Genomic DNA, 25,337 nt, shown 5'->3' on the forward strand with positions numbered 1-25,337 from the left:
GAATTAATATCGCTAACTCGGATTAGTGCTATCGTTAGTCCGAGTTAGGAGGCGCCGTGGAGCCACCCGCACGAGCGTGGCCGCCTCATGGCCAGGAGACACGACCCTGGACGCAAACACACCGCGGCGGCACGCGGGAGGATCGAACGCTCCGGGCGATCGTCGTCTCGTTACCCCCATTCATCGCGGGTCGCACCGTCGCGCTTGACTCCGAAACAGCTGCCGATCTGGAAGGAGCCACATCCGAGATCGCCAAGCTCGACGGAAGCCACGCCGATGATTTGTCGGCGTTGGGCACGCTCCTCCTCCGCACGGAATCGGTGGCGTCATCGAAGATCGAGCAGATCCAAGCCAATGTCGACGACTACGCCCGCGCGCTACACGGCGTCCGCGCGAACTCGTCTGCCGCCGCCATGGCCGCGGCGACCACCGCCCTGCAGGAAATGATCACCGCGGTCGGCCCGGACACACCCGTCGGCCTTTCCGCGATCACCTCGGCGCACGAAGCACTAATGCGCGACGACGCACAGGAGTCCGCCTTCGCAGGAAAGCTTCGTAGCGTGCAGAACTGGATCGGCGGCAGCGACTACTCCCCGCGTGGCGCGCTCTATATTCCGCCGCCGCCGGAGACGGTGCAGGCCTACATGGACGACCTCGTTGCCTTCACCAATCGCGGCGATATGCCGGCACTGTTACAGGCCGCGATCGCGCACGCGCAATTCGAGTCGATCCACCCTTTCACCGATGGCAACGGCCGCATCGGGCGCGCCCTCATCAACGCGATCCTGCGGCACCGAGGCACGACCACCCGCGTCGTGGTGCCTCTGGCCTCGGCGCTAGTCGCACGCCGCGAGGACTACTTCGATACGTTGGGTAGCTACCGCTCTGGTGACCTCGCTCCGCTCGTGGGCATCTTTGTGCGCGCGACGCGGATCGCCGCGGCCGAATCGCGTGTCACCGCGCAACGGCTTCGCGAAATCCCCGGCCAATGGCGAGAATTGACCGGCCCAGTGCGCCGCAACAGTGCAGCCGCCAAGCTGCTGGCGTTGCTGCCGGACACACCGATTCTGTCTTCTGACGATGCTGTCGCACTCGTAGATGCCCCGCGCAGCAGCGTGTTCGATGCCATCGGCAGGCTGCGTGATGCCGGCGTGCTCCGGGCGTTGACCGATCGCCAACGAAACCAGATCTGGGGCGCCAGTCTCGTTCTCGACGAGCTGGGGGATCTGGACATGCGAATCGCGGCAGCCATCGGTGCTTAGAGGAGGGACTCCAGGCCGACGAACCGATTGATCACCAAGCGGGTAGATGTAAGCAATCAGCGCATGGTGGATCGCGGACCCGACCTGCAAGCCGGCATGGACACCAACCACCGCGATCAGGTTGGCGAACGCGGCGGCGCTACGTCCGGGTGACACTTTGTATGTCGATGTGCCGGTGCAGTATCCGCCGATTCCGAGTTTCTCCCCGGAGCGCAAGGAGCGGCGGAAACCGCCGTTTACCCAAGGCCACCGCACTCGATGGTGGCACCGCACACTAGCCCTCAACCTCGAAGGCGAAATCGGCACGACGTGTGAGCGTGAGCTCGAGTTTCGGCCGGTGGTTTCGGCGCCCGCCTAATGAACCTTCGACAGAAACTCCCGCAGCCGGGAACGTTTGGGATTATCGAAGAGCTCAGCCGGCGGAGCGTCCTCGGCGATGTTGCCGCCGCCCATGAACAGCACCCGCGAGGAGACTTCCCGCGCGAAGCCCATCTCGTGGGTGACGAACACCATCGTCATACCGCCCGCCGAAAGAGTCAGGAAAACAGAGGTCCCCGATTGGTTGGTTGCTCTCCCATTGATGGGTCGGGTGGAAGATGCCCGGTCGGCGCAGGTTGGCAGCGATTTTCGAGAATTTCAGGACGAAAGAACTGATCAGGTCCGCCGAGATCGAGTCGCCGTTCATCGCCATCCGACGCTCGCGATATTGCAACCCCGTCACAGCCGACGGGTCATTCTCAAGCCGTAGGCGGGGTAGCACCACCATCAATCGCAGTGGAGTGCTGGCGCAGCCGCTCGGCGACCTGCCCGAGCCACGCCTTGTAGGTGAATTCAGGTACGGGGTAATAGTTGGCACCCATCGTGCGTGTCACAAGTCGTTCGGCGTCGGGTTCAGTGCACTCGCCAGCCATGTCATCGATTTCTTGGGACAACGTGCGAAGCAACTCCGTAGAGGGTTGTTCGTCCTGAACGTAACTGTCGACAACTTCTTGCCAGTCGGCGGCCTCCAGAACCCAGTCCTCGTGGAAGTATGCCCCGAAGAAATGGCGTAAGGGCTCTGATACCGAGAGCGCGCTCACGGAGTGACCATTCCTGTTAGTACGTACCATCCGCCGGATCCATCGGATTTGAGGATCATCTTGACGCTTGATCCCGGTACTGGGGCGTCGGATCCCCGCGCTAGAACCGATCCGCCTACAAACGGTGCAACCAACTCGAGTTTTCCCTTCGCTCCGTTGGCAATCCAATCATCGAACATATTCTTGTTGTCGTTAAGTGCGGCCCCAAGTGCAGCAGCGGCCTCATCGACCGACCCGAATGTCGATACTTGCCCGAGTCGAGGGTATTCATCCAGTCGGGCGGAGAGGTCATCAAAGGTCCGCCCGACGTGCCGCTCGATGAGATGTCCACCGTTGGCTTCACTGCTATGTAAGAGCGAACCAGCATCCTCGAAGCCGAAAGAGCCCGTAGAGCCGGCGTCGGCACCGCCGCCACCGTGCGAGCTAGGTCCCTCTGACGTCTGGTCAACGTGTGGGGTCGACGGCGCATCGGGAACGTGATGTGTTCCCGCGCTAGCGGCATCGAGACCGTCGTCCAGGTGGCGGGTGGCGTTGAAACCATCAACAGCGTGTTCGATGCCCTCGGTCACGAACTTGCCGCCAGGGATGGGTGCCGCCCCGGCGACATCGAGCACCGCTCCAAGGCGATCCTCGGCGGAGTGTTCGCTCCAGTTGGTGAACACGTCGATGTCGTGGGCGACGTCGGGGATGAGTCCGAGACTGCCTTCGCTCAAGGCGCGACTACCTTCGCCGAATGCCGACGGTTCTTGCGGAAAGGCCTGAACATCAGCGTTTTCGGGCAGGTCAGGAATCGGCACTGCCCCGTGACCGACCTCACCTGCCGCTGCATTGAGATCCTTCAAAATCTCGGTCTGACTAGTCACGTCAATGCGCGCATCGATCAACACCTGACCCAGAGCTTCGAGGTGGTCGCGGCTGGGGCCGGCTCCGGCCCCCGCGACCGTGGCCTGGGCTAGAGCGTCATCGAGTGCGTCTTGAGCGGACGCGACGTTCTCGTGCGCGGCGTCCACCGTGCCCCGCTGCTGGCCGACTACCGATGGATCGGCGCCGACGACGGGAGCTTCCAACGGGTGCTGGGTGTAGCGCCTGTCGTCGCCCTTGCCGTTACCAGCACGCTGGTTGAGGATGCGCTCCAACGCCGTGGGCGGCGCATCAACGTGTTGCCCCGCGACCTCCGACAGTGCTTCATCGAGGTTCGAGGGTTGTTCGTCGTCTGTGGTCTTGCCCTCCCCCAACAGCGCGTCTAACGGCGACTTAGCTGCATCGCCGGCTTCGGCAGTTCCAGGAGGCACCAGCATGTCGCGCCACGTGCCCGCAGATTCCTGCGGCGGCGAGCCAGGTTCCACACGCTCCGACGATTCTGTCTGCGAACCCTTCTCCTCGGTCTTGTTGTCCACGAGCCGCACCGTGGGGTCACTCCGATTTCCGTCGCTCTCGCCCTCGAACTGAACGCCCTCCAGTTCAACGGCTTTCGCTCTAAGCTGCTGCCCGACCAGAGCATCAGTGGCAGCGAGTTGCTCTGCGCGCCAACGAATGAACTCGGCATGCTCGGTCGCAGCGGTCGCGCGGGCTGCGGCAGTATTCACGTCATACGCGCGGTTGTCCGTTACCGAGAGGTCATCACCGACGCTGAAGTCGTCCTGCTCGGCTTCAGCGATGGCTTCGAGCACATGCATGCGCGCGCCCCGAATATCCTCGCTGCCGCGCCTCGCTACATCGGCAGCTTCACGGTGCACATCGCCCTGCAGACGTACTACTGCCTTATCAGCGGTCACTCGGTCCAGCGCCGCGTCCTTGGCGTCACCCTCCCAGGTCGTGCCGCCAGGCGTCAGGATGTTCTGCCTGTGCTGCTCGATCGCAGACTCCAATAGTTCCGCTGATGCGTGCCAGCGAACGGACGCAGAATCCAGATCCGAGCAATCCCACTCCTCGATGTCCGAGCGGCTCGGTACCGCCGTTGACACAGCGGCAGGGTTCACACGGTCACCGCGATGGTGTCCGCATTGCCTCCGTCCGTGGCGTCATAGCGCTCAGCTGCCGCACCTACATCACTAGCCTGGCCAGCGATGCGACTAGCCAGACGGGCGCGAACCGCAGCACTCACCGCATCGAATGCAGCAACTCCAGCACCGCTCGGGCGAGCGCTCACCGAGACATCATCACCATCAGCGAGCACACCAGCGGCCACAGCGACGCTGTCAGCGGCAGCCGACAGCAACCCACCCGCGTGCACATCCAGGTCTTTTGCCATGCCGCCCCCTTAACAAGCCCAGGCTATCGCAGCGGTTGGTGTCCCCTATGCGGCAAATTCAGACACGACCGGTTGACGGTTGGCTTTGTTTGGGAGCTTGGCGGCGGTTGTCGACGACGGCCGAGAATTGACGCGTCTTCGACGGGTGGACTCTGAGGTGGATGCGCCCGGTCCTCGCAACACACGGACGCAATTCGTCCAGCCACGGTTCAGTCCGGCATGTTCAAGCCCGAATTGCCCAGAGGGAATTATTCGTGATGTCGGTTAAGTTCAGCCTGTGAGTCACACCGGCCGATATGCCGACGGCGGCTCGTTCGACCTGCCGTCGGACTGGATTTCCCTCGATCGGGCTCTGCTGGTTGCAGCGCTCGAACGCGCGAAGGAGGCGGTCGACAGCGACGACGCCCTCGACCGACTGGCGAGGTTCTACGATCTTAAGAGCGAATACGCTGGTACAAGCTTCCTGGACGTCAAGCCGAATATCCCTGGCTCGATATGCGCCGCTGACCTCTACGCGGTGAGCCGGCTGAGCATCACCGTCACCAACCTCCAGGGTCGACTTCTTCTCGATGACCCTGACGTTGTCACCACGTCCGAACGACTTCTCGACGCGATTGACCCAGACCTCACGATTAGGGACCTGACATCGACCGCGCTGTCCGCGATGTGGGAACTGCAGCAGCACCTCAGAAGCCTCTTGGCAAGCGACACAAGCCAATCCAACTACTGGGTGTTCGCCGCCAAGCTTTGCGCGCGCAAAAGACCCAAGCTCTTTCCAGTTCGTGACAGCGTCGTGTGCCGGTACCTCTCGGGCGGAAAGGAACTCGCCGGTTCAGTCAGCCAGGTGCAGCAAGGCCGCCTTGGATGGTTCAGCGCTGACATCCAAGTGTTTGCCTATCTCGCCTCAGACGAGGAACTCCTTCGTTCGCTCAATTCACTCGCGAACAGAGCTCAAGCGAGAGATATACGCGTTGATGATGAAGTCCTTCGTCTCCTCGACGTCCTGCTGTGGACGCGCGGCCGAAAAGCCTGACTAGGACGCTCTCGCCCGGTCACGTCCGCCTCGTCGGCTTGCACGGCTTCACCTGCTCGCGCGTTGCGAGATTGAAGGATCCGCTCGCGACGACGTACAACACGTGATACTTCGGCCTCCATTCAGCGCTACCACCAACATAAAACGCCGAACGTAGGCGATCGGGATCGTGGTGCCAGAGCGTCAGTTCGAGGCCATCGCCTTCGATGTCGATATAGCCATCATCCTTCACCGCAACCACTTTCACGCGGATGATCGGTTGACCGTCCTCAAATGACTTCTTCCCGTGGATCCAGTGCATCCCGTGGCCGGGCATATAGGACCCGCAAGTGCGATCGAACATGGCTGCACTCCCGAACTCCGGCCTCCGCGCGGGAGGCGCTCTTGCCGACACCGGTCGGTGTTGGCCGCTTCGTCATCCGAGCCACCCACGAGCGTGGGGTTGGCGTGCCGTCCAGTCGGAGCTTGGCGACGACATCTCATGAAGCAAGGTCAGCCTATGTCGACGGTCGGACATTGGGGCCGCTGCGGCAGTGAAGCATCGGATTGGAACAATTGCGTCGCGATCCGCGCGACAGTGGATGTGGCTACCCGCTCCGTCGGAACAGCTCTGCTGGGCGCCCTCTACCTCGGACCGTCGTGGAGCCCGTCGCATCGAGATGTGGTTCCATCGTGCGCCGAAATGTGTCGCGCTGCAGGGTCTCTCCGGCGATCGCCTCGTGCACGAGCCGTAGGTCGCGAAGCGTGAATTCCTCACCGAGGAGGCCGGCGGGGTCCGGCTTGTCGAGGTATCCGGCGCGGACGTGATCGACCGCCCGCTTGATGATGCCTTCATGGCCCCAAGGCAAGCGCCCGGGACTGTCAACGGGAACGAGCCTGGTTCTGTCGGCTATCCGCGACTCCAGTTGTTCAAGCCGCACGACGGCGACGTGTGCGACGGACAGCACCCATCCGCGTTCGTCGCGATGCGGGTCATCGAAGACGTGCAACTGGCGTGGATGCAGTCCCCGCACGTTGGCCTTCACCCGCAGAGACCGGTCGACGGCGTCGGCGAGCGTTTCCCCTTCGTGCAGGAAGGTTCCCGGCAGAACCCACCCGGTGGACGTCGGCCTGCGTACTTCCAGCACAACCAACCTTTGGTGGGCGTCCACCGTGAGCACGGCAGTGTCCACTGCGACGGACGGTCGCGGATAGTCGGCGAGGGTCCGCCCGCTGGAGTCTTTGTAGCGTCGCTGGCTCATGTCGGTGCCCTAGCGTACAGTGACGATTAATTAGCGCAGATTCGCGCAAAATAGATCGAGGGAGGGAGCGGACGATGACTTCATACAACGATCGGGTGGAAGGTGTGCTGCTGGCGACCGCGGCGGGGGACGCACTCGGTGCGCCGTATGAGTTCAAGCCGCCGCGCGGCCCGGAACTCGAGGTGGCGATGGCCGGCGGCGGTCCATGGGCAGCCGGCGAGTGGACAGACGATACGTCGATGGCGATCGCGATCGCGGAAGTCGCCGCGACCGGCGCCGACCTGCGGGGTGAAGACGCGCAAGATCTCGTCGTGCAGCGATGGCACGAGTGGTCTCGTACCGCCAAGGACGTGGGGATTCAGACCCGTTCCGTGTTGTCGGCAGCGGCGCGCGACGGCGCCATCACCGCGGCCCGCACCCGTGCGGTGTCGGCCGACCTTCATGAGCGCGCCGGGCGCACGGCCGGCAACGGATCACTGATGCGCACGGCGCCGTTGGCCCTCGCCTACCTCGACGACGAGGACGCGCTGGTCGAGGCGGCGCGTGCGATCAGCAGCCTCACGCACTTCGACCCGGACGCGGCCGACGCGTGCGTGTTGTGGTGCTGTGCTATCCGGCATGCCGTGCGCACTGGAGAGCTCGATGTGCGAATCGGCCTACGTCACATCGATTCTGACCGTCGCGATCTGTGGTCGAAGCGACTGGATGAGGCCGAGTCCGATCAGCCGGCGTCGTTTCCCAACAACGGGTGGGTGGTAACGGCCCTGCAGGCGGCGGTGTCGGCGATCGCCACCACGCCGGTACCCGTTGACGATCCGAGTGAAGAGACCTTCCGCGCCGACCATCTTCGGCTGGCGTTGGACGCCGCGGTGCGGGCTGGCTACGACACGGATACGGTCGCGGCGATCGCGGGCGGACTACTCGGTGCCGTATACGGCGCATCCGCGGTTCCCGGCGAGTGGCGCCGACTGCTGCATGGGTGGCCGGGCTTGACCGCCCATGATCTGGTGGGGCTCGCAACGGCGATCGAGCGCAATGGCAAACCGGACGAGTTCGACTTTTCGTACCCGGGTTCACCGATCGACACGTTCGCCCGTCACCCGTATGACGACGGTGTGTTGCTTGGCGGTGTCGGCGTCCTTCGACAGCTGCCGGAGGAGGTGGGCGCGGTCGTATCGCTCTGCCGGTTGGCGGATGACGACATGCGCGGTGACATACCGCATGTTGAGGTGCGGCTGATCGATCGGCCCGAGGTTGACGAGAACCCGCATCTGGACTTCGTGCTTATGGACACCGTTCGTCTGGCGGAGCAGTTCCGACGAGAGGGCCGCGCGGTGTTGGTCCACTGTGTCGGCGCGTACAGCCGCACGCCGACTGTCGGAGCGCTGTACGGAGCACGCCTGCGCAACATCGACGTCGACGAGGCGCTGCGCGACATCAAGGCCGTCCTGCCGAACTCACATCCGAACCGGTCGTTCCGGGACGGACTGCGACGCTTACAGTCTCGCGACCGTGAATCGCATGGAGCTGATCGTCATGTCGAGAGGTGACGCGTCGCCGAGCGACCAACCATTCGTGTGGCACGGCGTCCTCGACCCTGGACTGCTGCACGATCAGATCGTGACCGGGTCACACCGTTTCGCCGATGCCGCCAAGGCCGGCGACTGGTCGGCCGTGCTGAACATGCTCGACGACCCGACGTTGCCGATCGACATCAATTGGTGGAGACCGGGAGGTACCGCGTGGTTCACGGTCCTCCATCAGGCGGCCTGGCACGGCGCACCGGCCAATGTGGTCGCCGGCCTGATTCGACGAGGCGCACTGCTGTCGCTGACGGAGTCGAGGGGGCGAACCGCCTATGACGTATTCATGGATCGGGCCCGCAAGATCCAGTCGGGCAAAGGTGTTGGCGTAGTCCAGGAGTCGCGCACCCTGCTTGCACAGCAGTTGATGCCGCCACCGTCACCGCTCTCGTCGCACGAAATTCATTCGCTCGACGGTCATCTCGCTGAGGTGATCGACGGACGCATTCGCGGCGTGCTGTTCGACGGCCGCAATCCGCGAGAGGTCCTGCGGTACCCACCAGTCGGGATACTGCATGAAGTGCCGGATCAGCACGTGTGGTTTCCGGTGCCGGGCATGTACGGCGGCTTCGATATCCGACTGCAGGAGAACTTCCTCGATGTGAAGAGTTGGTGCCGCGTTGTCGGCGGGTCCGGCGAGGAGCATCTCATCACGAGCGCGGGCGCGATCCTCGTCGACGAAGGATTTGCGTAATGACGAAAGCCGCATACCGTTGGCACCGACTCCGTGCGGGCGCGCACACCATGACGTCATACCACGGCGTCCTCCTTAGCGTTATCCACGATCCTGATGCGGCGGGAAGCGACCCTAAACAGTCTGTGCCGCAGCGCTGCTCAGGTGGGTGCTCAGCGGGCGACTTCCACGATTCGGCCCGTGATCGCCCAGTGGTCCTCACCCGGCGCGGGGTCGGCGGCCAGCAGCTCCCCGGCCACGCACAGGTGATCAGACGGCGCCCACTTCACGCCACCGCGATAGGCAGAGACCAGACCGGGCACCTCACCGAGCACGCTCCATGGCGGATCGTCCAGCAGCGCCTCGAGGTCCTCGACAGGAACTCCCAGCTGCTCGGCGAGCCGTTCAAGATTCTCCCGCGGCGGTAGCGGCCCCCAGTGGGCCTGGAACGCGCAAATCACCCCATCGAAGATCCCCTTGACCAGTCCACCCCAGACCGGCTCACGGCCGAGTCCAATCGGCGGACGGACCTCGACGCAGACGGCGAAGGGTGCCCCGGCAGTGAGCGGCTCGCCCACCTCGTTGTCTCCGCGGGCGATCGCCCGCCACACCTGTGCCAGCTTCTTCTCGCCCGTGAACGCTCCGAGGTCGGTCCAGCCGAACGAGGCCAGCGGCCGAACTTCCCGCCAATGGGTGAAGGAGCCCGACCGCGGCGCCAGGGCGTAGCGGTAACCGAACCGATACTCCGCCCCCTCTGCGGCCGGCTGCACGTCCCGGCCGTACTCGAAGCGGATCCCGTAGCGGCCGGGAGTGCGGAACGTGTCGATGTTGTAGAGCGCCAGGTTTTCCACGTCGGCGTTCGGCAGCTTCTCGCCGAAGAACTCCGCGTGCAAAACCTGGCCCCGCACCGGTTCGAGCTGCCGGCAGCGACGCCTGATCTCGTGACGCAAATCCTGTTGCCAGACACCCAGTTTCTCGAAGCGGATGTAGTCCGTGGCCCAAGCTTGGACCACAGAGCTGCCCCGGGAGGGGCCGTGTACTTCGCAGCGATCGTTGTGCAGAGCGGACCTACCGATCTCTGGCGGAGGAATAAGGGGTTGCAGCGCTGGCGGGCAGGCAGGTCCCGCACCGCACGGCCGGCTTCCCTACAAGTGAGAGTGCCCTCTCATCGAGGTCAGCCAGCCTGTCCGCGCACCATTTGACGTATTTGGGCCCGGTCCACATGCCTCCACGGGCCGGCCGGCCATTGATTGTGTGGCAGTCGGCGCGGTGCGTACGCGATGTGGACAGGCTATAGCTGCCCAGGATGTTGGTCACATATCCGTCGGGGTGCGACGCGAGCCAGGCCAGATAGCCATCATCGTCGCTGCGGAACTCCCTGACTCCACCCTCGACTGGCATGCTCCCCCTTGCCTGATTCACGCAAACTCAGGCCGACAGTATAGGGATGCACTCCGACAACAAGGCCCGGCTCCAGGCGGCGAACGCGCAGCGAACTACTACGGGCGATGGCCGCGTTGCGCGTTATCTTTGGGCCGCGACGAGCTCGGCCTCAAGTTCCTCGCTGCGCCGTTCCAGTTCGACCCCGCCGCCGGAGCAGCAGCGGTCACAGGCGGCCCATCGATGGGACCCGCTGGCAGGCGGCCAACCCGAACTGTTTCTACGGGGACTGCGAGACGCGAAACCGTGACGGCAGATATGACCGCGACGACGACCGGCAGCCGTGGTGAGAGTACGGCCGAATTCTCAAGGGCGCTAGGAATTACCCCGAAGCATCACCATCGATGTGCACACGCGGCACAGGTCCACGTTTCGGGCATCACGCAGCAGCCGCGCACGTCGCGCCATGGCGGAATGTGCATCGCGGGCATGCCGTAGAGCGCCCGCTGGGTGCGTCCGGCTCCGCAGTTGGGGCACTTCGGGTGCTGCGAGAAGCGAAAATCGAGCAGCGTGGCGTGCCCGTCTTCCTCCATGCGCGTGACGCAACGCGGACACAGGACACCAGGCCAATCGGACGGAAGTTCGGGAAGCAACCAACTCTTCGGATTGAAGGGTCCTTCGACGTAGCTGGCCCACCCCTTCTTGTCCTGGATCAGCACCTCCGACGGATGCCGCAGGGGCGCGTCGACGGTACGGATGTGCGCATGGTCGCGGGCGTCCCACCACGTCAGATCGATGCCCGAATCGCAGCCAGTACAGCGGCCCTCTGAATGCAAGAGGATGCGGGCGGCGGCCACGCTCGAGTGTCCGTAGCGCATCGACGAATCGTTCCGATACTCCGCCTCCTTCAGTGTGAGTTCGAGACGAATCGCGGCGTCGCCGCGAAGCATCCATACGTTGCGCGGATCCTGATCGTGAGGAAAGTTGACGACCGCGGTCAATGTGGTGAGATCCAGCAGTGTGGGACCGGGATAGGGCCATTCGATCACGGCACGATCCGAACGACCATCGATGCCGATGCGTCCGAGTGTGGTCATGATCGACGGGGGGTCCGTGTTGAGCACGACCGCGACCGGGTCGCCTTCGCGCATCTCGCCGAAGCCATACCGCCAAGGCCGGTAGGGACAGCGGGACTCCATGAGAGCGATCGCCGCGTCCTTCCAATCGGTCCCCTCGACGATGTGCAGGCGTTCGGTCGTTGTTTGCTCCACCTATCCATTATGCCATCAGGGTATGACAATTCAGTTTAGACAAAGTTTGCTAGACGTTCCCGCTGAGCGAGCCGGCCGCACATGACACGGCTGCGGTCAGACCAGACGATTCCGTGCCTGCTCGTCCGATACCCGTCGAACGGCCCGGCTCAGCGCATTCATGTCGCGCCTGGCGGTGATGCTGAGGCGCTGTACCTGGTCCCGGTAATCGGCGAACGAATAGACGCGGGCGGATAGCAGGGTGAGCGCCTCTTTGCGGAGCGTCTTGTCCTCGGCGATCGCCTGCTTCATGTCCGCGTGGTCGCGGAGGCGACTCTTCTCAAGCGATGCTGCCGCGCGGCGGTCTTCGGCGATCTGCCGTGCACTTTCGCCGATTTCGGTCAGCTCGTCCCACAGGTCGATCATCGTGAGGTCGATTTGCGGGGACCCCCAGTTGGGGTCCTGCTCGATTTCCGATGCGATCTTGGCGGCGCAGTAGGCGAGCGTGCCTTCGTCGTGGTTGATCATCTCGTTCACGGTCGCGGTGTTTTCCGAATCCATCGGGTCGGCGTACAGCCGGGCTTCGGCTCTTTCGCACAGCGCCTTCTGCGCCCGGAAGTCGCTGATCGCCGGTTGCGTCACCACGACCATGCCCATCACAACAACGACCGCACAGACCAGGACCACGATGCCCACGATGGTCACCAGCGGTAGGTGTGTGGCGATGCCGGTCAGCGTCAGCCCGACACCCAACGCGGCAGAGGGCCAGCCGACCATGAGGGTCCGTTCTCGCAGGTGGAAGTCGTCTGGAGGGATTAGGTCGTCGGGATGGGTCAGCAACTCGTCGCCGCGGTACCGGGCCGCCACGAATGCCAGGTACATCCGGTCCGGCGCGGTCTTCGGCGCCACGTTGGTCAATCGCTCCCAGCGTGACGGCATGTTCGAGCGGGCGAAGACGTCTTTCGCCGAAATCTCGCGGCTCGCCGCCGGCTCTGGCTCGCTCATGCTCATTCCCCTCCGTCGCCAATCTAGTGGCGGGATCCGACACCACTGGTGCCGACTTGTTTGGACATTCTGAGATGTCGGTACCGACGGTTACGGTGCCGCGGTGGATTCCGAAGATATCGTCGACCCTGTCGACGCGTTGCTACAAGAGTTGTTGGCCGCCATCGCTGAGCGCACCGCCGATAGCGAGAGGCGGGACGCGATAATTGATCACATCTTGACGGATCCACCGCTAAGAGAGTGGCCCCTGGAGTCTCGCGAGAAGCTCATTGACGCGTGTGAGTACGTCAAGCGACTTGCCCGCGAAATGAGGCAAAATCGTCAAGGCCCGGTGAGTCCTGACGTCGACTAGGCAGGCGGCAGATTCAGCCGGTGCGCGAGGTCAGGTCCGCCGACCTCACGAATGAAGTCCGGGTCGCCACAGACGACGAGTTGATCTCTGGCCCTGGATAATCCGACGTAGAGGCGCTCGCGGGAGCGCTCGAACTGGCTGGTCTCGTTGACGACGACGACCACGGCGCGACGCTCAAGTCCCTTGAAGCCGAGAACGTGACCGTAGAACACCTGCTCGGCGTCCCAGAAGCTGTCCCAATACGCACTATGCCCGTCCTTCTGCCGCTCGGTCTGTTCCGGATGTCGGCTGCCTGTAGTCAGCAACGCGACATCCTCAGGGCGCCAACCCTGTTCGAGAAGGATCTCGATCTCGTCATCGCCAGCACCCAACGCTTCCTCACGGGCGCAGGCGACGAACTTCACCGCGGGCCCCTCGCCGCCGAGGAAACGCATGGGATGGTCGACGAGTGGCTGAAATGCATTGGCGATCTGGCGGGTGTTGCGGAGATTGTGGTCGAGAATCAGGGGCACAAGCGGCACCGGCGGCGCCCCGTGTCGGTCGAACACCCGCTGCCCTTCGTCGGTGAACACGTAGATGCCGCCCTCGTCGGGATCTTTGAGCGCGATCAGCAGCGGTTCCCACCACGAGTCGGCGAAGTCCTGGGCCTCGTCCACCACAATGGAGTCGAATCGGTGGCCATGGTCGAGTTCCATTGCGAGTTCAGCCATTTGGAGCGGAAGGTCATGTTCCCAGAACTGCGCTGTCTGGGCGTTGGCGATGGATTCGTCAGGACCTTCTGGTGCGCCCCACATCTTCCCGAGGTCGTGGAACTCGCCCACATAGGCGGGCTGTTGTCGCCGCGGCCAGGTGGCGGCGATGCGCTCGAGGTAGGAGGCGAGGCCGTGGGAGTAGCAGACCAACGCGACGCGTTGGCCTTTCGCTGACAGGCGGCGGGCCTGTTCCATGGCCAGGAAGGTCTTGCCGCTGCCCGCTCCCCCGCGGACCTCGACGCGGTTGAGCAGTTTAATGGCGTCCAGGACGACGGCTTGGTGCTCCGTCAGTGCATCGGCGGCGTCCTCGTTGGCCAGCGCTCGGGCGACGACGCTGCGCTGCGGTAATCCCCTTCCGCTCAACGCGGTTGAGAGCTGATCGATGCCTTGCTGCGACAGCAGTGGGCGGTCGAGTTCCTGTCGGATGAGAACATGCTTGAGCATGTCGACGAGCGTCCCCAGGTCGCTGCGGTCGACGACCTTCCACCGCGGACACTCGGGAAGCGCGAAGTCAGAGTCGATCTCGGCGTTGGGAAACACGACGACGTGATCCCAGCGGAGACGGCCCTGGCTCCAGCGGACGTCCTTCTCGATGAAGTCCCGCAGCGCGTAGCAGGCTTCGCGCGCTTGACGGACCGGGTGGATCTTGTGTTCGTGGCCGCGGCGGCGTTGCCACCAGGCCTCGCCGTCGTGCCAGACGTCACCACCCTTGACCTCGACGCAGACGATGCCGGCGCCCTCGATCGCCACGACGAAGTCGACCTCGTGGTCCTTCAGATGGTCGGTGACACGCTGGCCGGGAATGACGCGGTCGTTGGGCTGCAACTGCTCGAGGAGAACCTGATAGACCTTGCGTTCGGCGGCGCTGGCGAGGCGCGGCGTCTCAGACGGCGTGATGGTCATCGGATGTGGCGGTCCCCCATGCCCCCGATTCAACAACAGGGGCACGACAACCGGGGGAGTATCTGCGATCGCGTTTGTTGTCGGAGGCCGCGTTTACAGTCGGCGACGACGCGCGAATCTAGGGGGATCATGCGTGGACGTGGGGTTATTTCAGGCGTGCTCGCGGTGTGCGGGGCGGTGGCGATGTCGAGCCCGGCTGGAGCTGATCAGTACGACTTCATCGCACAGCTCGACAACAGGGGCGTGTACTACGAGTCGATGATCGACATGATCGACATCGGCAAGGAGCTCTGCCACGAGCTGCGCTTCGGGGTGGCGCCGTCGTTGGTGCTCGGCAAGTTGCAGCGGACGGGGTTCGCGCCGGCGGAGTCGGCGATCGTGCTGGTGGCGGCCGTGGACACCATGTGCGTGGACACCAAACCGGCGGTCGTGGGGTGGGCGCGCGACAACGGCTACACGGGGCCGGTGTGATGACGCGCGCGTTCGCGCCGGACCGCATTCATGTCGTCGTCGGCACGCCGTGGAGGGACGCGGTCTTCGAGTTTCTCGACCCGCCGCCGCGCACGCGCGCGTTCCCGGAACTGCGCGATGCGCATCCCGGCGACGGACTGGTTGTGATGTTCGACTGCGAGCCGCGGATCGTGCTCACCAGTGTGGGTCGGGTTGGGACGACCGGCCGGATCGGATTCGCCATGAAGTTGATGGCGTCCCATCGGTCGCCAGTGAGATCGCAGCGGTGTCGCGAGTCGGCGCCGGCCTGGACGCAATCGAAGGACGCTACGCATTGCTCGAAGGTGCGGCGGCCGGGGATGTGGCGCGCGTGCTTGATGCTCACTGGCTCGACGCCGATGCCACGGACATTTTCGGGCGGTCATCGGCCGCCGCTGTACGGCTTCTCCTCGAAGCCGACCGCAGGTGCACCGGTTGCGACCGAGAGTTGGATCTGTCGGACGCGGACGCTATCGAGATTGGGATGGTCGACGCGCTTGAGCTTCGACCGGCCCCGGACGTGAGGTTTGCGCCGACGAACTTCGACGTCGACGATTTCGATGAGCCATTCGAAGCGCCATCGGTGCCAGTCGACTGGCCTGCGGTGCTCTGTCCGGAATGCCAAAAGGCGATGTCTGACAACGGATTCCATCGGTTCCTCGACTACAAGTTCTCGCGCCTCCCTGCCTGCCCGCAGTGTGGTGGGCAGCAGACGCAGCGTGCGCTGTTCGGCATGCTGCCGTTCGAGGTCATCGTGCCGCCGTGGCGTGACACGCGGGGATGTTGTGTCACCGATGACAACTGGACGTGCACGTTGTGCATGCATCGGTGGCGATGATGGCGAGGCGGTCGGATGGGGGTGGCGGCTTCGTGGCCGTGTTCGCGATCCTGTTCGTCGTCGGGCTGATCATCAAGTACATCTGGTGGATCGTGGGCGCGGCGGCGTTGGTGGGCGGGATCTTCGTCGTGCGGGCGTTGGTGCGGCACGCCGAGCAACGTCGACTCGAGGCGGCAGAGCGGGACGCCGAGTTGGCGCGACGTGCTGAGCAGCAACACCGTTGGACGCTGCGAGGTGACACCCGCGGCGTCTATGGGCCGGCCGGCGCGAAAAGGCCGTGCGCTCGGTGCCGCCTACGCCACCCGACGTCGGCGGGGCCGCGACGAACGTGCCTCGGGTGGCGACGGTCGCATACAACGCCGGGGAGCTGACGAAGCTGATCAGGGAGAAGCCGCCGTGTTGGAAGTGGGCGGTGTTCTTCTCCACCCCGTGGCGACTACAGGGATTCTAACGCGACAACCCCGACGTGGAACCGTGATCGCTGGTAGCCCTAGAGCGATAGACGCGGACGCGGTGCGGCTGTCTCTATACCTTCGCAATCAATGACAGGGCTCGCCAGGTCGACTGAGTATCTCGTCGCGCCCTCCTCCGTGCGACATTGCACCCAAACGTCGCAAATTCTGCGGTCGTCCGTTTCGCGTCTCCCTAGAAACGCGCCGGATGACGGGCGCTGATCAGTAGTCTTTGCCATCGTGGCGACGATTCCATTGAGCACCCTGATCGGTGACCTTGATCCGACAAAGTGCAAGCTTCACTGCGCTGTATTCAATGGCAAAGACCATCCCATCGACGTGCTTGCCCGCTCATCGAAAGAGTGGATGCAGTGGAGCCGATGGCGCCCCGCGACTGACGCGTTCAACCGTCAGTTCATCTTCACGCTTGCCCAGGAGCGGGATCGCAGTACACGCTGGCTGTTTGGCGGGGTATTCGAAGTGGTCAATCGACGGCTAGAACCGCTCGCACACTCATACGACCTGGTGTTGCGCGACGACCTAATGGGGCCGTTCATCAAGCGCCTCGAAGTGTCGTTCAAGGCACCAGGACGCCAAATGCGGCTGAACTTCGACACCTACCTCGACAGCATCGAAGTCATGTCGATTCGCGAACACGCCTACGCTGGCGAAGCCTTCCCCGGGCTTAACAAGATCAACCACACGTTTGGCACGCTCGAAGTAGCCATCGAGCAAGGCTGGCACGATTGGCGCGGTGCGCTCCAGGGCATGAAGGGTGTCTATGTCATCCACGACCAGGAAACGGGCAAGGAATACGTCGGATCGGCCTATGGCGATACAGGTATCTGGTCGCGCCTATCCGAATATGTCGCCAGACTGCATGGCGGCAACAAGGGCTTGGTTGAACTGGTCGGCGAGAAGGGACCAGAGTACGCCAAAGCCAATCTCCGCTTTGCTCTGCTGGATTACTGGTCGATGCAGACGCCAGATGAGGATGTGCTCAAACGCGAAAGCTATTGGAAAGACGTACTGCTATCGCGAAAGTTCGGGAACAACAAGAACTAGACGGCGAACTAATTGCCCCTGACTCGTCGAGCATCGCCCGAGGGACGGATTGGGTCCGTCCTGTTTGCGGACGGATTGCATCCTGTTAGTACACGCAGCTTTCGACGGAGTTCACTCTTCCCCTCAGTGGCGCGGCTAAACCAACTCTGTTCACGTCGGCGGCGTTGACCTTCGAGGTGAATCAGCGCCTCGATGTCCTTGTTGGTTATGCGCCCACGCCCCCAGCGGAGCGGTCGATGTCGACGTGGGCCTGCGTGCCATCGAATTACCTTTCAGTTCCTTCCTTTTCAAGGTGCAGGCCGGGGGAGTCGGCGTACCGCGATCACATCGCCTATGCGCGGGTGGTGTCGGGGACGTTCGAATGCGAGGACGTGCTGAACCATGCTGCGACGGGCAAGCCGTTCGTCACCAAGTACGCGCAATCGGTGTTCGGCCAGCAGCGCGCGCGCTGGACACGGCGTGGCCGGGTGATGTGATCGGGCTGGCCAACGCCGCTGCGTTGTCACCCGGGTGACACCCTGTATGTGGACGCGGCCGTACAGTATCCGCCGATACCGAGCTTCTCGCCTGAGCACTTCGCGATCGCGCGAGGCGCGGATCCGATTAAGCACAAGCAGTTTCGCCGCGGGATCGAACAGCTGGAGCAGGAGGGCGTGGTTCAGGTGCTGCGCTCACACCGTCGCGGCGAACAGGCGCCCGTGCTCGCCGCCGTGGGGCCGATGCAGTTCGAGGTGGCCAGCCACCGGATGGCCACCGAGTACAGCGCCCCGATCTCGCTGGAATCCCTGCCGTATCAGGTCGCGCGGGTCGTGGACCCCGCCGGCGCGGAGTTGAGGAACAGGCAGGTGTCAGCGGAAGTCCTTGTGCCGTTCTACACTCCGTGGCGGCTCGAGGGATTCCAACTGGACAACCCCAACGTCAAGCTCGGGTTGGCGGCGGAAGGATAGTCCGCCCCGCTCCTAGGCCTTTGATGTCAGACGTGGATTACCGCGACGCCCTCGAAGTCCTCATCCTGCGTGACGACTGGAAGTTCTTTGGCGGCTTCAATTGCAACGCGGGGTGGAAGATTTCGAGAGAGTGATCGAACAGGCCGCGAACGCTATATCGATGCCGAGTCGTTCACGGTCGGTCCTCCCCCGCTTTGCATGTCGGCATCGGAGTGCGCCCATGGCACCTTCAAATCGAAAGCCTTCACGAATCGGGTGGAGTCGTCTAGGTCGTAATTGTGCATACTTCCCTTAAACACGGAGCCAACAGCACGGACCGTAGCATCACGGTCCGACCAAACTGCCGCCCGCTACGTGCAGCCCTCATACCGGTATCGCAAGCGGAAGCACTGCCAGCGCGCTGCGACGGGACCACTTGAACGCTGAATCGTCGTTCGAGTCCGAGCGCCGTAAACGAACCAGACGTATGCGTTCTCCAACATCCGCAGTCACGAGATCGCCGGGTACTCCACTCACCCATCGGGAACCGAGGGAGGATGCAAGGAAGACTGCAGCGATGCCGTTCGCCGCTCTTTCCACCCGCTCGATCGTTCCCTCAACACAGTCGGTGTCCGGCCAACAAACGGCAGCGTCCCAATGCGCTTGGCAGTCAAGCCTGCGTCGGCAATACCGGCAAGTCGCCGGCGCCGGCGTGGCAACTGAGGCGTCCGCTTCGCGTGCCCGCTCAACGGTTTCCAGTGCGGCTTCCACAGATGTGGAGTTCATGCTCAACGGCAGGAATCCGCGGTTGAGTCGGAACACCTCTACCTGGGCGGGGAGGATCCCGTGCACCTGCTCGACGAGATGGGCGTAGATAGTGAGTTGAAAGATGATCCACGGCTGTAGTGAGTCATCCTTCGAGGTCGGCGTCTTGAGGTCTATGACCACCGCCTCGCGCGGCTTCATCAACACGATGTCCGGAGTTCCGCGTAGCCTCCGAATCGGATCTAACAGTTCTCGCTCTGCATGCACGTCGTCACCCCAGAGAAGGCGTTCAGCCAGTTGTGAGGCCCTCGCCAGCAACCGCGCACGCGTAGGCGGCCACTCGCCGGTAGGTCTGCCACTGAACTCCGCCAACGCCTCGTTGATCGCTTCAGAGAGTCGACTTTGAGGGTTGCCGTTGCGATACCCAGCGGCATCAATCCACAGCTGAACCGCACGGTGAGCGACAGTTCCTGCGTTAGGCGCACTGCCAACACTTGTAATCGGTTTATTCACAACCGGTCCGACTGACGCGGCACACTCCGTCAGTCGCCACGCGCGCGTCGGCGATAACCAGTCGTGAGCATCCCCGAAATCGATATTCACGTCGGCGGCGATATCGCTTCGCACAGTTCGAACACCCTCCCAGGATCACGATCAAGGGTGAACGTGTCAGCGAAGACAACACCTCGAACGCCCTGGACCTCGATTTCTGCTTCAGCCATCACTTCTGCCAGCCGGTCCCCAATGAATGCTGCCTCCGACGCTTCGAGGGGATGACGCACGACGAGTACATGCTCGCCGAGCCTCGGATGCGTAAAGCGCACTGCACCTGGAACATTCGCGACAGGCGACGCATCGTATCCGTGCGACCACGCGTGTAACGCCGCGCCCTCAATCTCCGTGTCGACCGTGAGTGTGCCGTGTTCGAGAACTTCCAATAGGTCGCGCGCGAGACGCCAGTCCAGAAGCGCGTGGTACGACATGTTGCCGTAATCCCGAAGACATCGATAGCACGACGCGCTGCATGTATCAGCGTGGTCACGTTCAGCCAGCCGGCCAAGATACTCGTGTAGTTGTTGAACCAGCTCTTGCAAGATCGGTTGTTGCCCTAAATGTGTCGAGAACCCTGCACCGTTTTCAAGCGTATCGGCTATGAACGCGTACGGAACTGCTTCACCGTTGGCGAGGCCGGTGAAGATCCCGGCGACAAGTTCGAGCGGTTCAATGTCGAGCTTAGCGGCTGCCACCTTTCTGATAAGGAACGCAAGTGAGTACCACGCCGCACGCCGACCATCTTTGAGTTCGGGCACTCCGTAAGGTTGCACGCCGCCGCCGAAATTCAGGCGTAGACACTGTTCGGCGATTGTGCCGTGCTGTGGGCCGATAAACAGAAAGTCAGTCGGCTGCACTGCGCCGAGCGCGACCTCAAACTGGGGACCTGTCGCATCGTTCTGGCTTAGTAGCTCCTTCTCAATCGCGTCGACTGAGACGTAGCCGCCCCAATCCTGCCCACTGGGTGCGGCTTCTCTGAAGCGGAAGAGCCTTCCGCCGTTGTCGTTGATTACATAGCGGTCACCAGGACCAAAGTATGCAACTGCGGATCCAAAATCTGTCTGCTGCAGCTGTGCGAAATCTGCATGCGCCCTCGCCGCCATCGCCCGCGGTGTCCAGGCGAAGTTGCCATCGAAATCACGCCCACCCGCCGATCTGAATCCGCGTGGCTCACGCAGCGGAAACGCTGCGAAACCCTCTGGCCCGTTGCCGCATCGCGGGCATGTCGCGACGTTGCCGATGTCGTCGTCAGTCAGATAAGAACAGGAGCGGCACAGATGAATCGAATGCTCGGTACCGAGCACATCCTCCGCCGGATGCTGGGGACGCTGCCCAATAGGCTCAAAATCAACAACACCGACGGACGTGTACACCCGTCCGTCTCGGACGACCTCACTCATCGGCGCAAATTGGCTCACTGCCATCGCCAGATCGCGATCAATCACCCGCGAGGGAGGCCAAGGATATGACCTGTAGGGGCGTCTGAGATATAGATAGCGCACGCTGGTGGGGAATCCGAACATCGGGAGCACACCGCGTTCCGCGAGTCGCTGGCTCAGCTCTTCGTGTCCGGCTCCTGAGACGGCGTCGGAAATCAGCGTTGGCAGTTCCGTAATCACGTCATCGGCCAAGCTATCGCTGTCTGAAGCGAGTGGCGTGCGGTCGGAAACTGCTCGGGCAACCTCCCGAATGACATTGCGGTTCGTTGTGAGCCAGGCTGTGAAAACCGGAGCAGCGTCATTCCAATCGGCCACAGTGCCGAACGCTCCGTGCACGTTGAGCGTCGGCGTGAAAGATCCACCGCTGGCGATGATGCTACGTCCGACATCGGGCATCGCTTGCCGCAGCACCTCAGAGTGCAGAGATCGCATGAAGATCTCACGCCGGTTGACCGCCAAGTATGGCTGAGGAGTGGGATCATTCGTGATCCGCGTCGGCCGGTCGAAGTAGTATTCGTCGTGACTCCGGCCGCGACATACGGTTAGCGCGACGGCAACAGGTGTCCCCCGCCTACCTGCGCGGCCAACACGCTGCTGGTAATTGAAACGTGTCGGCGGCATATTGCCTAACACCACCGCAGACAACGAACCGATGTCGACTCCTGCCTCCATCGTGGTTGTAACACTCAACAGATCAACGCCGTCAGCAAGTGCGACCTCGTTGTCGAGGAACACATTTTGGAATCGCGACTGGCGGGTCTGGGCGTCAATCCGATCAGTTTGGCCAGTCAGTTCCTCGCAGTTAAGGCGAAAGTGGCCAGAATCGGTGGTTGCTTTCCATCCGTAGTAGTCGTTGCCCGGAGACACTGGAGTTCCCTGTGCTGGTAGTGGTTGATGGCATCGTGTGCAGTAGCCGCAGCCACGGACCAGATGCAGCCGTCGACAATTGCCACACACCCAGCCGGCACTGTCACCTTGGCGCAGTACGACGGCGTTGGGATCGATGAGGAAATCGCGGACCGCCGCGCCGCATTGGGTATCAAACTTCGCCCGGAGCTCTCCTTCGGTCGGTCCACCTGCCTGCTCGATGGCTTTCCAGTAGTTCCGGAGTTGTCGCGGTGGGTCGCTGCGCGGATCACGCAACCCATAGAAGCGACGTGTATCAGCGAGCACGCGCAGACTCGACCGTGCATAGGCGAGGTCGTTGGTAGGTGCGATGTCGAGCGGCATGGAGTCGTCCGCAAGTGCCAACCATCCGAGCCCAAGCGATTCAAAATCGCGGCCGACACCGGAGAATAAGCCCTCAAGCATTTCAGTCAGTAGCGACTGATTGATCGTGGCGAGGAGCCGTTGTTGGTCCGCGGAAAGGTTACCTCGCGGGGCAGGCGGTGCGGCGTTCCAGTCGTAAAGGGTGGGCCATCGTCGGCTCCCATTCCCTCCGGTTTCTTTCATGCTGGCATGCGGGCCGCCGGGGTTCATCCCCATGCTGAGTAGCTGGCCGGCGATGGCACCACTGGAGGCCTCGATCGTGGGCCCTCGTCCTAGCCGCGCCGAAAGGGGTGCCTCATCCTCAGGTTTCGTGCCAGGGCGCCCTTCCCAGACATCCCGAATCTGCGAAAACGCCGTCGCATCTCGCTGTTCGAGTCGGCTGTACGCGGCCCATGTCTCGTCGGTACGAACCCGATCAACGACGTTCGATCGGGCTAACTGAATGTCGATTGCGGGATCGCCGCCGCCGTCAAGCTGTCGGTGCAATAGGAGTCGCAAGAGATCCTGATAATGCCGTAGGCCAAGGCCCGATGATAGCTTTGCCGCGTCCTGACGGCTGTCAGTAAAGAGGATCAACTTCCTGTCGCTAGCCGGAAGGTCGGTCGCCAATTCCGTCGTGAGAACCTGGTTGATTTTCTCAAAGCCTGTACGCATCGTTCTGATCGGCGACCGCTGGGCTGCAGGGTCGGTATGAGGAATTGGCCCGGTTGGCCCGCGCCGGATCTCCCAATCGTCACCACATGCCGGACACACTGTCGGATATGGGCTAATTGTGGCGGGGTCGCGGTGCTGACGGGCAGCGGGAGGAACGAATGCGTGAAATGTCCAGCCTGTGTGCCCGCCGCCCGCACCAGTCACGCGAATAGCACCTGATGCTGGCACGAGTGCAGACCGACGGAAGTCGTATCGCACGCGTCCGTTGTCACGTCGCCACGTCGTTTTACCAGGAGCTGTCAGTGCGTTCGGCCAGTACACAAGGTAGTTGGCGGCAGTCCGATCCAACCGGACCTGATCGGGTAGCTTGCCCAGCTCAGGGATGTCTGCCAAAAGTAAAGTATTGACGCGGTTTTGCTGCGTCGCCCCTTCAGGTGTAAATCCTCCGAGCAGAACGTCACCACAGTTCTGGCAGTACAGCAGCTCAAGTACACGGGCACCGCACGTGCAACGCGTAGTTGGCTCGCCGTGCAGACGACCCACAGTCCTCGGCGGACCGCCATGTACCGGCGCATCGGGGCAAGCAGGGTCAGTGCAGGCCCAAAGGCCTGGGATATTGCGAAAGAAGTAATGAGCCCGCAGCTTCGGGTCCTCTGCAACCGGCGCAACCGTGAGACCGTTCAGTAGGCTATTCAGAGCCGCATCCCGCGCATCCGGCAAAGCGTCTGGAAACATCTGTGCAGCAACAACATTAAGCGTCTTCGCTACGGTTGATACGCGCTCAGTGTTCGTGTGATCGAGAAATGCCCTCCGCATGGTGTCGGTCAATCGCCGATCTCGGGCCAGCCGGACTGATCCTTCAGCGTCCGCGGCTAATATCGCCGACACGTCATCGGGCGATCCCAATGGTGCTTCTTGTGGCATGTCGAGTTCACCTTCGACGAAGTCGAATGAACTCGCGTCCACACCGAAGAACTCTTCGAGATATTGCTGATCACGTTGTGCATCAAGCGAAGCCGATGCGGCCAAGATGCGCAGTTGATCCGGCCGCCGATCTAGTCCAAGTCGGTGCTTGAGTTTCCTTAATAGGTAACCGACTTCAGTCCCAGCAGTGCCCCGATAGGTGTGAAGCTCATCCACCACGAGTGTGAAGCGGTTGTCTGGGCTGGCGTCCAACCACTGACGTGTCGAGTCGAAGAAGCTCTGATCACGATCGCGGAGAAGCATCACGTTGAGCATCGAATAGTTGGTGACGAGTACATCTGGAGGCGCATCGATCATGTCCCAGCGGGATCGCATCTCGGCACCGTCGAGTCTCGGCACGAAGAATTGAATGTCTGGGTCACGACTTTGTCTAGCTGCCTGAGCGGCCCGGGCTGAACGCACGTCGGTCTCAGTCAGAACCGCTCGGAGGCGGCTCACGGCGAGCGGGGTTTCACGACTTCCCGTGACAGGCGTCGCGCCGGTGTACCGCCCGAAGTAGAAACGATGTCCCCGACGGTTGGTGTCGAGCCAGTGCCTTGCGGTGTCACTGTCGAGTGCACGCCGCATGCGCATTAGCTGATCGTCGACAAGTGCATTCATCGGGTACAGGATCAGTGTCCGTACAGCTTGCGGACGTTGGCGCTCGTCCGTGCGTTGCGACTGAAAAGGCGCACCTGTAGTACGCCACCAGGGTCGAAAGCTAGCCGGAGAACCCTGCCAGTTGCGGGATTCTTCGAGCAGAGAGGCAATCACTGGCAGCATGAATGATTCCGTCTTACCTGACCCGGTTCCTGCAGTGATAACCATGTTGCGGCCCCTGGCCAGGCCGGCCTGCAACGCGCGCTCTTGGTGCGTATATAGCCGAATTCCTGCTGGTATCAGGCCTGCCGCCGCGAATGCCGCGAGTTCCGCAGGTGCGCCGCAAGCCGTCACTGACTCGTCGAGCGTCCGCGGAACGTTGACATAGTCCGGCCTCAGCTCAATCAGCGGAAAACGGTACGCCCCATTGTCATGGTCGAACAGCTCACGGCGTTCCTGTTCCAAGCGTTCGTCGGCGAGCCCGAACGGCGTTTCGTAGTAACGGAAATACGCGTCGCGCAATCGAAGAAAAGTTCCCATGACATCAAGACCACGTGGATG

Annotated in this window: 20 protein-coding genes, 2 pseudogenes and 1 riboswitch; of the genes and pseudogenes, 9 read left to right on the forward strand and 13 right to left on the reverse strand. The window is 62.6% G+C overall.

The features are described from left to right. The first annotated feature begins 56 nt into the window (after positions 1-56). Positions 57-1,262 carry a Fic family protein gene (locus CSQ99_RS25645; RefSeq protein ID WP_099041825.1) on the forward strand — a complete coding sequence of 402 codons (1,206 nt, stop codon included), beginning with the start codon at positions 57-59 and terminating at the stop codon, positions 1,260-1,262. 354 nt (positions 1,263-1,616) lie between these two features. Here the strand turns inward: CSQ99_RS25645 and CSQ99_RS25655 are convergent. The 4 genes and pseudogenes from CSQ99_RS25655 to CSQ99_RS30830 form a co-directional block, all read right to left on the reverse strand. Continuing rightward, positions 1,617-1,796: pseudogene (locus CSQ99_RS25655) on the reverse strand (peptide ABC transporter ATP-binding protein); the annotation flags it as partial. 203 nt (positions 1,797-1,999) lie between these two features. Further along, complete coding sequence (locus CSQ99_RS25660; RefSeq protein ID WP_099041827.1) at positions 2,000-2,341, reverse strand: contact-dependent growth inhibition system immunity protein; 342 nt, start codon at positions 2,339-2,341, stop codon at positions 2,000-2,002. Continuing rightward, positions 2,338-4,305, reverse strand: coding sequence for an RNase A-like domain-containing protein (locus CSQ99_RS25665; RefSeq protein WP_099041828.1), 1,968 nt, complete (start codon positions 4,303-4,305; stop codon positions 2,338-2,340). The genes CSQ99_RS25660 and CSQ99_RS25665 overlap by 4 nt, the downstream gene beginning before the upstream one ends. Before the next feature lie 11 nt (positions 4,306-4,316). Next, a complete protein-coding gene (locus tag CSQ99_RS30830) occupies positions 4,317-4,592 on the reverse strand; it encodes a hypothetical protein (protein ID WP_141562731.1) in 276 nt (91 codons plus the stop codon). A 277-nt stretch (positions 4,593-4,869) separates the two neighbouring features. Here CSQ99_RS30830 and CSQ99_RS25670 point away from each other — a divergent pair, with 277 nt between their 5' ends. Further along, a complete protein-coding gene (locus CSQ99_RS25670; protein ID WP_099041829.1) occupies positions 4,870-5,625 on the forward strand; it encodes a DUF6308 family protein in 756 nt (251 codons plus the stop codon). Positions 5,626-5,644: 19 nt separating this feature from the next. On the opposite strand, the gene CSQ99_RS25675 is transcribed toward CSQ99_RS25670, so the two are convergent. Together CSQ99_RS25675 and CSQ99_RS25680 are read right to left on the reverse strand one after the other, a co-directional pair. Next, the gene (locus CSQ99_RS25675; RefSeq protein ID WP_141562732.1) at positions 5,645-5,968 is read right to left on the reverse strand and encodes a hypothetical protein; all 324 of its coding nucleotides are present in this window, start codon (positions 5,966-5,968) and stop codon (positions 5,645-5,647) included. Positions 5,969-6,000: 32 nt separating this feature from the next. Then, positions 6,001-6,112, reverse strand: a riboswitch (SAM riboswitch). A gap of 100 nt (positions 6,113-6,212) precedes the next feature. Further along, positions 6,213-6,866 (reverse strand): NUDIX hydrolase, encoded by a 654-nt coding sequence (locus CSQ99_RS25680; protein WP_099041831.1) that lies wholly within the window; start codon positions 6,864-6,866, stop codon positions 6,213-6,215. A gap of 74 nt (positions 6,867-6,940) precedes the next feature. Here CSQ99_RS25680 and CSQ99_RS25685 point away from each other — a divergent pair, with 74 nt between their 5' ends. Then, a complete protein-coding gene (locus CSQ99_RS25685) occupies positions 6,941-8,416 on the forward strand; it encodes an ADP-ribosylglycohydrolase family protein (protein ID WP_099041832.1) in 1,476 nt (491 codons plus the stop codon). Then, on the forward strand, positions 8,388-9,143 hold the full coding sequence (locus CSQ99_RS25690; RefSeq protein ID WP_245909089.1) for an ankyrin repeat domain-containing protein: 756 nt from the start codon (positions 8,388-8,390) through the stop codon (positions 9,141-9,143). Before CSQ99_RS25685 ends, CSQ99_RS25690 begins: the two co-directional genes overlap by 29 nt. A 152-nt stretch (positions 9,144-9,295) precedes the next feature. On the opposite strand, the gene CSQ99_RS25695 is transcribed toward CSQ99_RS25690, so the two are convergent. The 4 genes from CSQ99_RS25695 to CSQ99_RS25715 form a co-directional block, all read right to left on the reverse strand. Then, positions 9,296-10,135, reverse strand: a complete 840-nt coding sequence (locus CSQ99_RS25695; RefSeq protein WP_099041833.1) for a hypothetical protein — start codon at positions 10,133-10,135, stop codon at positions 9,296-9,298. Between the two features lie 762 nt (positions 10,136-10,897). Continuing rightward, entirely contained in the window at positions 10,898-11,773 is an 876-nt protein-coding gene (locus CSQ99_RS25700) for a hypothetical protein (protein ID WP_099041834.1), read from the reverse strand. Between the two features lie 96 nt (positions 11,774-11,869). Next, a complete protein-coding gene (locus CSQ99_RS25705) occupies positions 11,870-12,757 on the reverse strand; it encodes a hypothetical protein (protein ID WP_099041835.1) in 888 nt (295 codons plus the stop codon). A gap of 348 nt (positions 12,758-13,105) precedes the next feature. Further along, positions 13,106-14,764 carry a nuclease-related domain-containing DEAD/DEAH box helicase gene (locus CSQ99_RS25715; RefSeq protein ID WP_099041837.1) on the reverse strand — a complete coding sequence of 553 codons (1,659 nt, stop codon included), beginning with the start codon at positions 14,762-14,764 and terminating at the stop codon, positions 13,106-13,108. A gap of 129 nt (positions 14,765-14,893) precedes the next feature. Here CSQ99_RS25715 and CSQ99_RS25720 point away from each other — a divergent pair, with 129 nt between their 5' ends. Then, positions 14,894-15,235 carry a DUF732 domain-containing protein gene (locus CSQ99_RS25720; protein ID WP_099041838.1) on the forward strand — a complete coding sequence of 114 codons (342 nt, stop codon included), beginning with the start codon at positions 14,894-14,896 and terminating at the stop codon, positions 15,233-15,235. On the opposite strand, the gene CSQ99_RS25725 is transcribed toward CSQ99_RS25720, so the two are convergent. Next, on the reverse strand, positions 15,217-15,477 hold the full coding sequence (locus CSQ99_RS25725) for a hypothetical protein (protein WP_099041839.1): 261 nt from the start codon (positions 15,475-15,477) through the stop codon (positions 15,217-15,219). The two genes, CSQ99_RS25720 and CSQ99_RS25725, sit on opposite strands and share 19 nt — an antisense overlap. 23 nt (positions 15,478-15,500) lie before the next feature. Here CSQ99_RS25725 and CSQ99_RS25730 point away from each other — a divergent pair, with 23 nt between their 5' ends. The 4 genes and pseudogenes from CSQ99_RS25730 to CSQ99_RS25745 all read left to right on the forward strand — a co-directional run. Then, entirely contained in the window at positions 15,501-16,091 is a 591-nt protein-coding gene (locus CSQ99_RS25730; protein ID WP_099041840.1) for a hypothetical protein, read from the forward strand. Next, entirely contained in the window at positions 16,091-16,462 is a 372-nt protein-coding gene (locus CSQ99_RS25735) for a hypothetical protein (RefSeq protein WP_141562733.1), read from the forward strand. Before CSQ99_RS25730 ends, CSQ99_RS25735 begins: the two co-directional genes overlap by 1 nt. A 321-nt stretch (positions 16,463-16,783) precedes the next feature. Further along, on the forward strand, positions 16,784-17,608 hold the full coding sequence (locus CSQ99_RS25740) for a GIY-YIG nuclease family protein (RefSeq protein WP_099041842.1): 825 nt from the start codon (positions 16,784-16,786) through the stop codon (positions 17,606-17,608). 122 nt (positions 17,609-17,730) lie between these two features. Then, a pseudogene (locus CSQ99_RS25745) lies at positions 17,731-18,555 on the forward strand (peptide chain release factor 3); the annotation flags it as partial. Positions 18,556-18,918: 363 nt separating this feature from the next. On the opposite strand, the gene CSQ99_RS25750 reads toward CSQ99_RS25745, so the two are convergent. Both CSQ99_RS25750 and CSQ99_RS25755 read right to left on the reverse strand, forming a co-directional pair. After that, positions 18,919-19,926: a RecB family exonuclease gene (locus tag CSQ99_RS25750; RefSeq protein ID WP_099041843.1), complete on the reverse strand. Its 1,008-nt coding sequence runs from the start codon at positions 19,924-19,926 to the stop codon at positions 18,919-18,921. Then, entirely contained in the window at positions 19,899-25,316 is a 5,418-nt protein-coding gene (locus CSQ99_RS25755) for a DEAD/DEAH box helicase (RefSeq protein WP_099041844.1), read from the reverse strand. The genes CSQ99_RS25750 and CSQ99_RS25755 overlap by 28 nt, the downstream gene beginning before the upstream one ends. Positions 25,317-25,337: the final 21 nt, after the last annotated feature.

The organism is Mycobacterium neglectum, assembly GCF_002591975.1.
Lineage (GTDB): Bacteria > Actinomycetota > Actinomycetes > Mycobacteriales > Mycobacteriaceae > Mycobacterium > Mycobacterium neglectum.

Coding starts and splice junctions, on each gene's coding strand:
- CSQ99_RS30830 (WP_141562731.1), bottom strand. CDS start 4,592: ATGGCAAAAGACCTGGATGTGCACGCGGGTGGGTTGCTGTCGGCTGCC.
- CSQ99_RS25675 (WP_141562732.1), bottom strand. CDS start 5,968: ATGTTCGATCGCACTTGCGGGTCCTATATGCCCGGCCACGGGATGCAC.
- CSQ99_RS25680 (WP_099041831.1), bottom strand. CDS start 6,866: ATGAGCCAGCGACGCTACAAAGACTCCAGCGGGCGGACCCTCGCCGAC.
- CSQ99_RS25685 (WP_099041832.1), top strand. CDS start 6,941: ATGACTTCATACAACGATCGGGTGGAAGGTGTGCTGCTGGCGACCGCG.
- CSQ99_RS25690 (WP_245909089.1), top strand. CDS start 8,388: ATGGAGCTGATCGTCATGTCGAGAGGTGACGCGTCGCCGAGCGACCAA.
- CSQ99_RS25705 (WP_099041835.1), bottom strand. CDS start 12,757: ATGAGCGAGCCAGAGCCGGCGGCGAGCCGCGAGATTTCGGCGAAAGAC.
- CSQ99_RS25715 (WP_099041837.1), bottom strand. CDS start 14,764: ATGACCATCACGCCGTCTGAGACGCCGCGCCTCGCCAGCGCCGCCGAA.
- CSQ99_RS25720 (WP_099041838.1), top strand. CDS start 14,894: ATGCGTGGACGTGGGGTTATTTCAGGCGTGCTCGCGGTGTGCGGGGCG.
- CSQ99_RS25725 (WP_099041839.1), bottom strand. CDS start 15,477: ATGGGACGCCATCAACTTCATGGCGAATCCGATCCGGCCGGTCGTCCC.
- CSQ99_RS25735 (WP_141562733.1), top strand. CDS start 16,091: ATGGCGAGGCGGTCGGATGGGGGTGGCGGCTTCGTGGCCGTGTTCGCG.
- CSQ99_RS25755 (WP_099041844.1), bottom strand. CDS start 25,316: ATGGGAACTTTTCTTCGATTGCGCGACGCGTATTTCCGTTACTACGAA.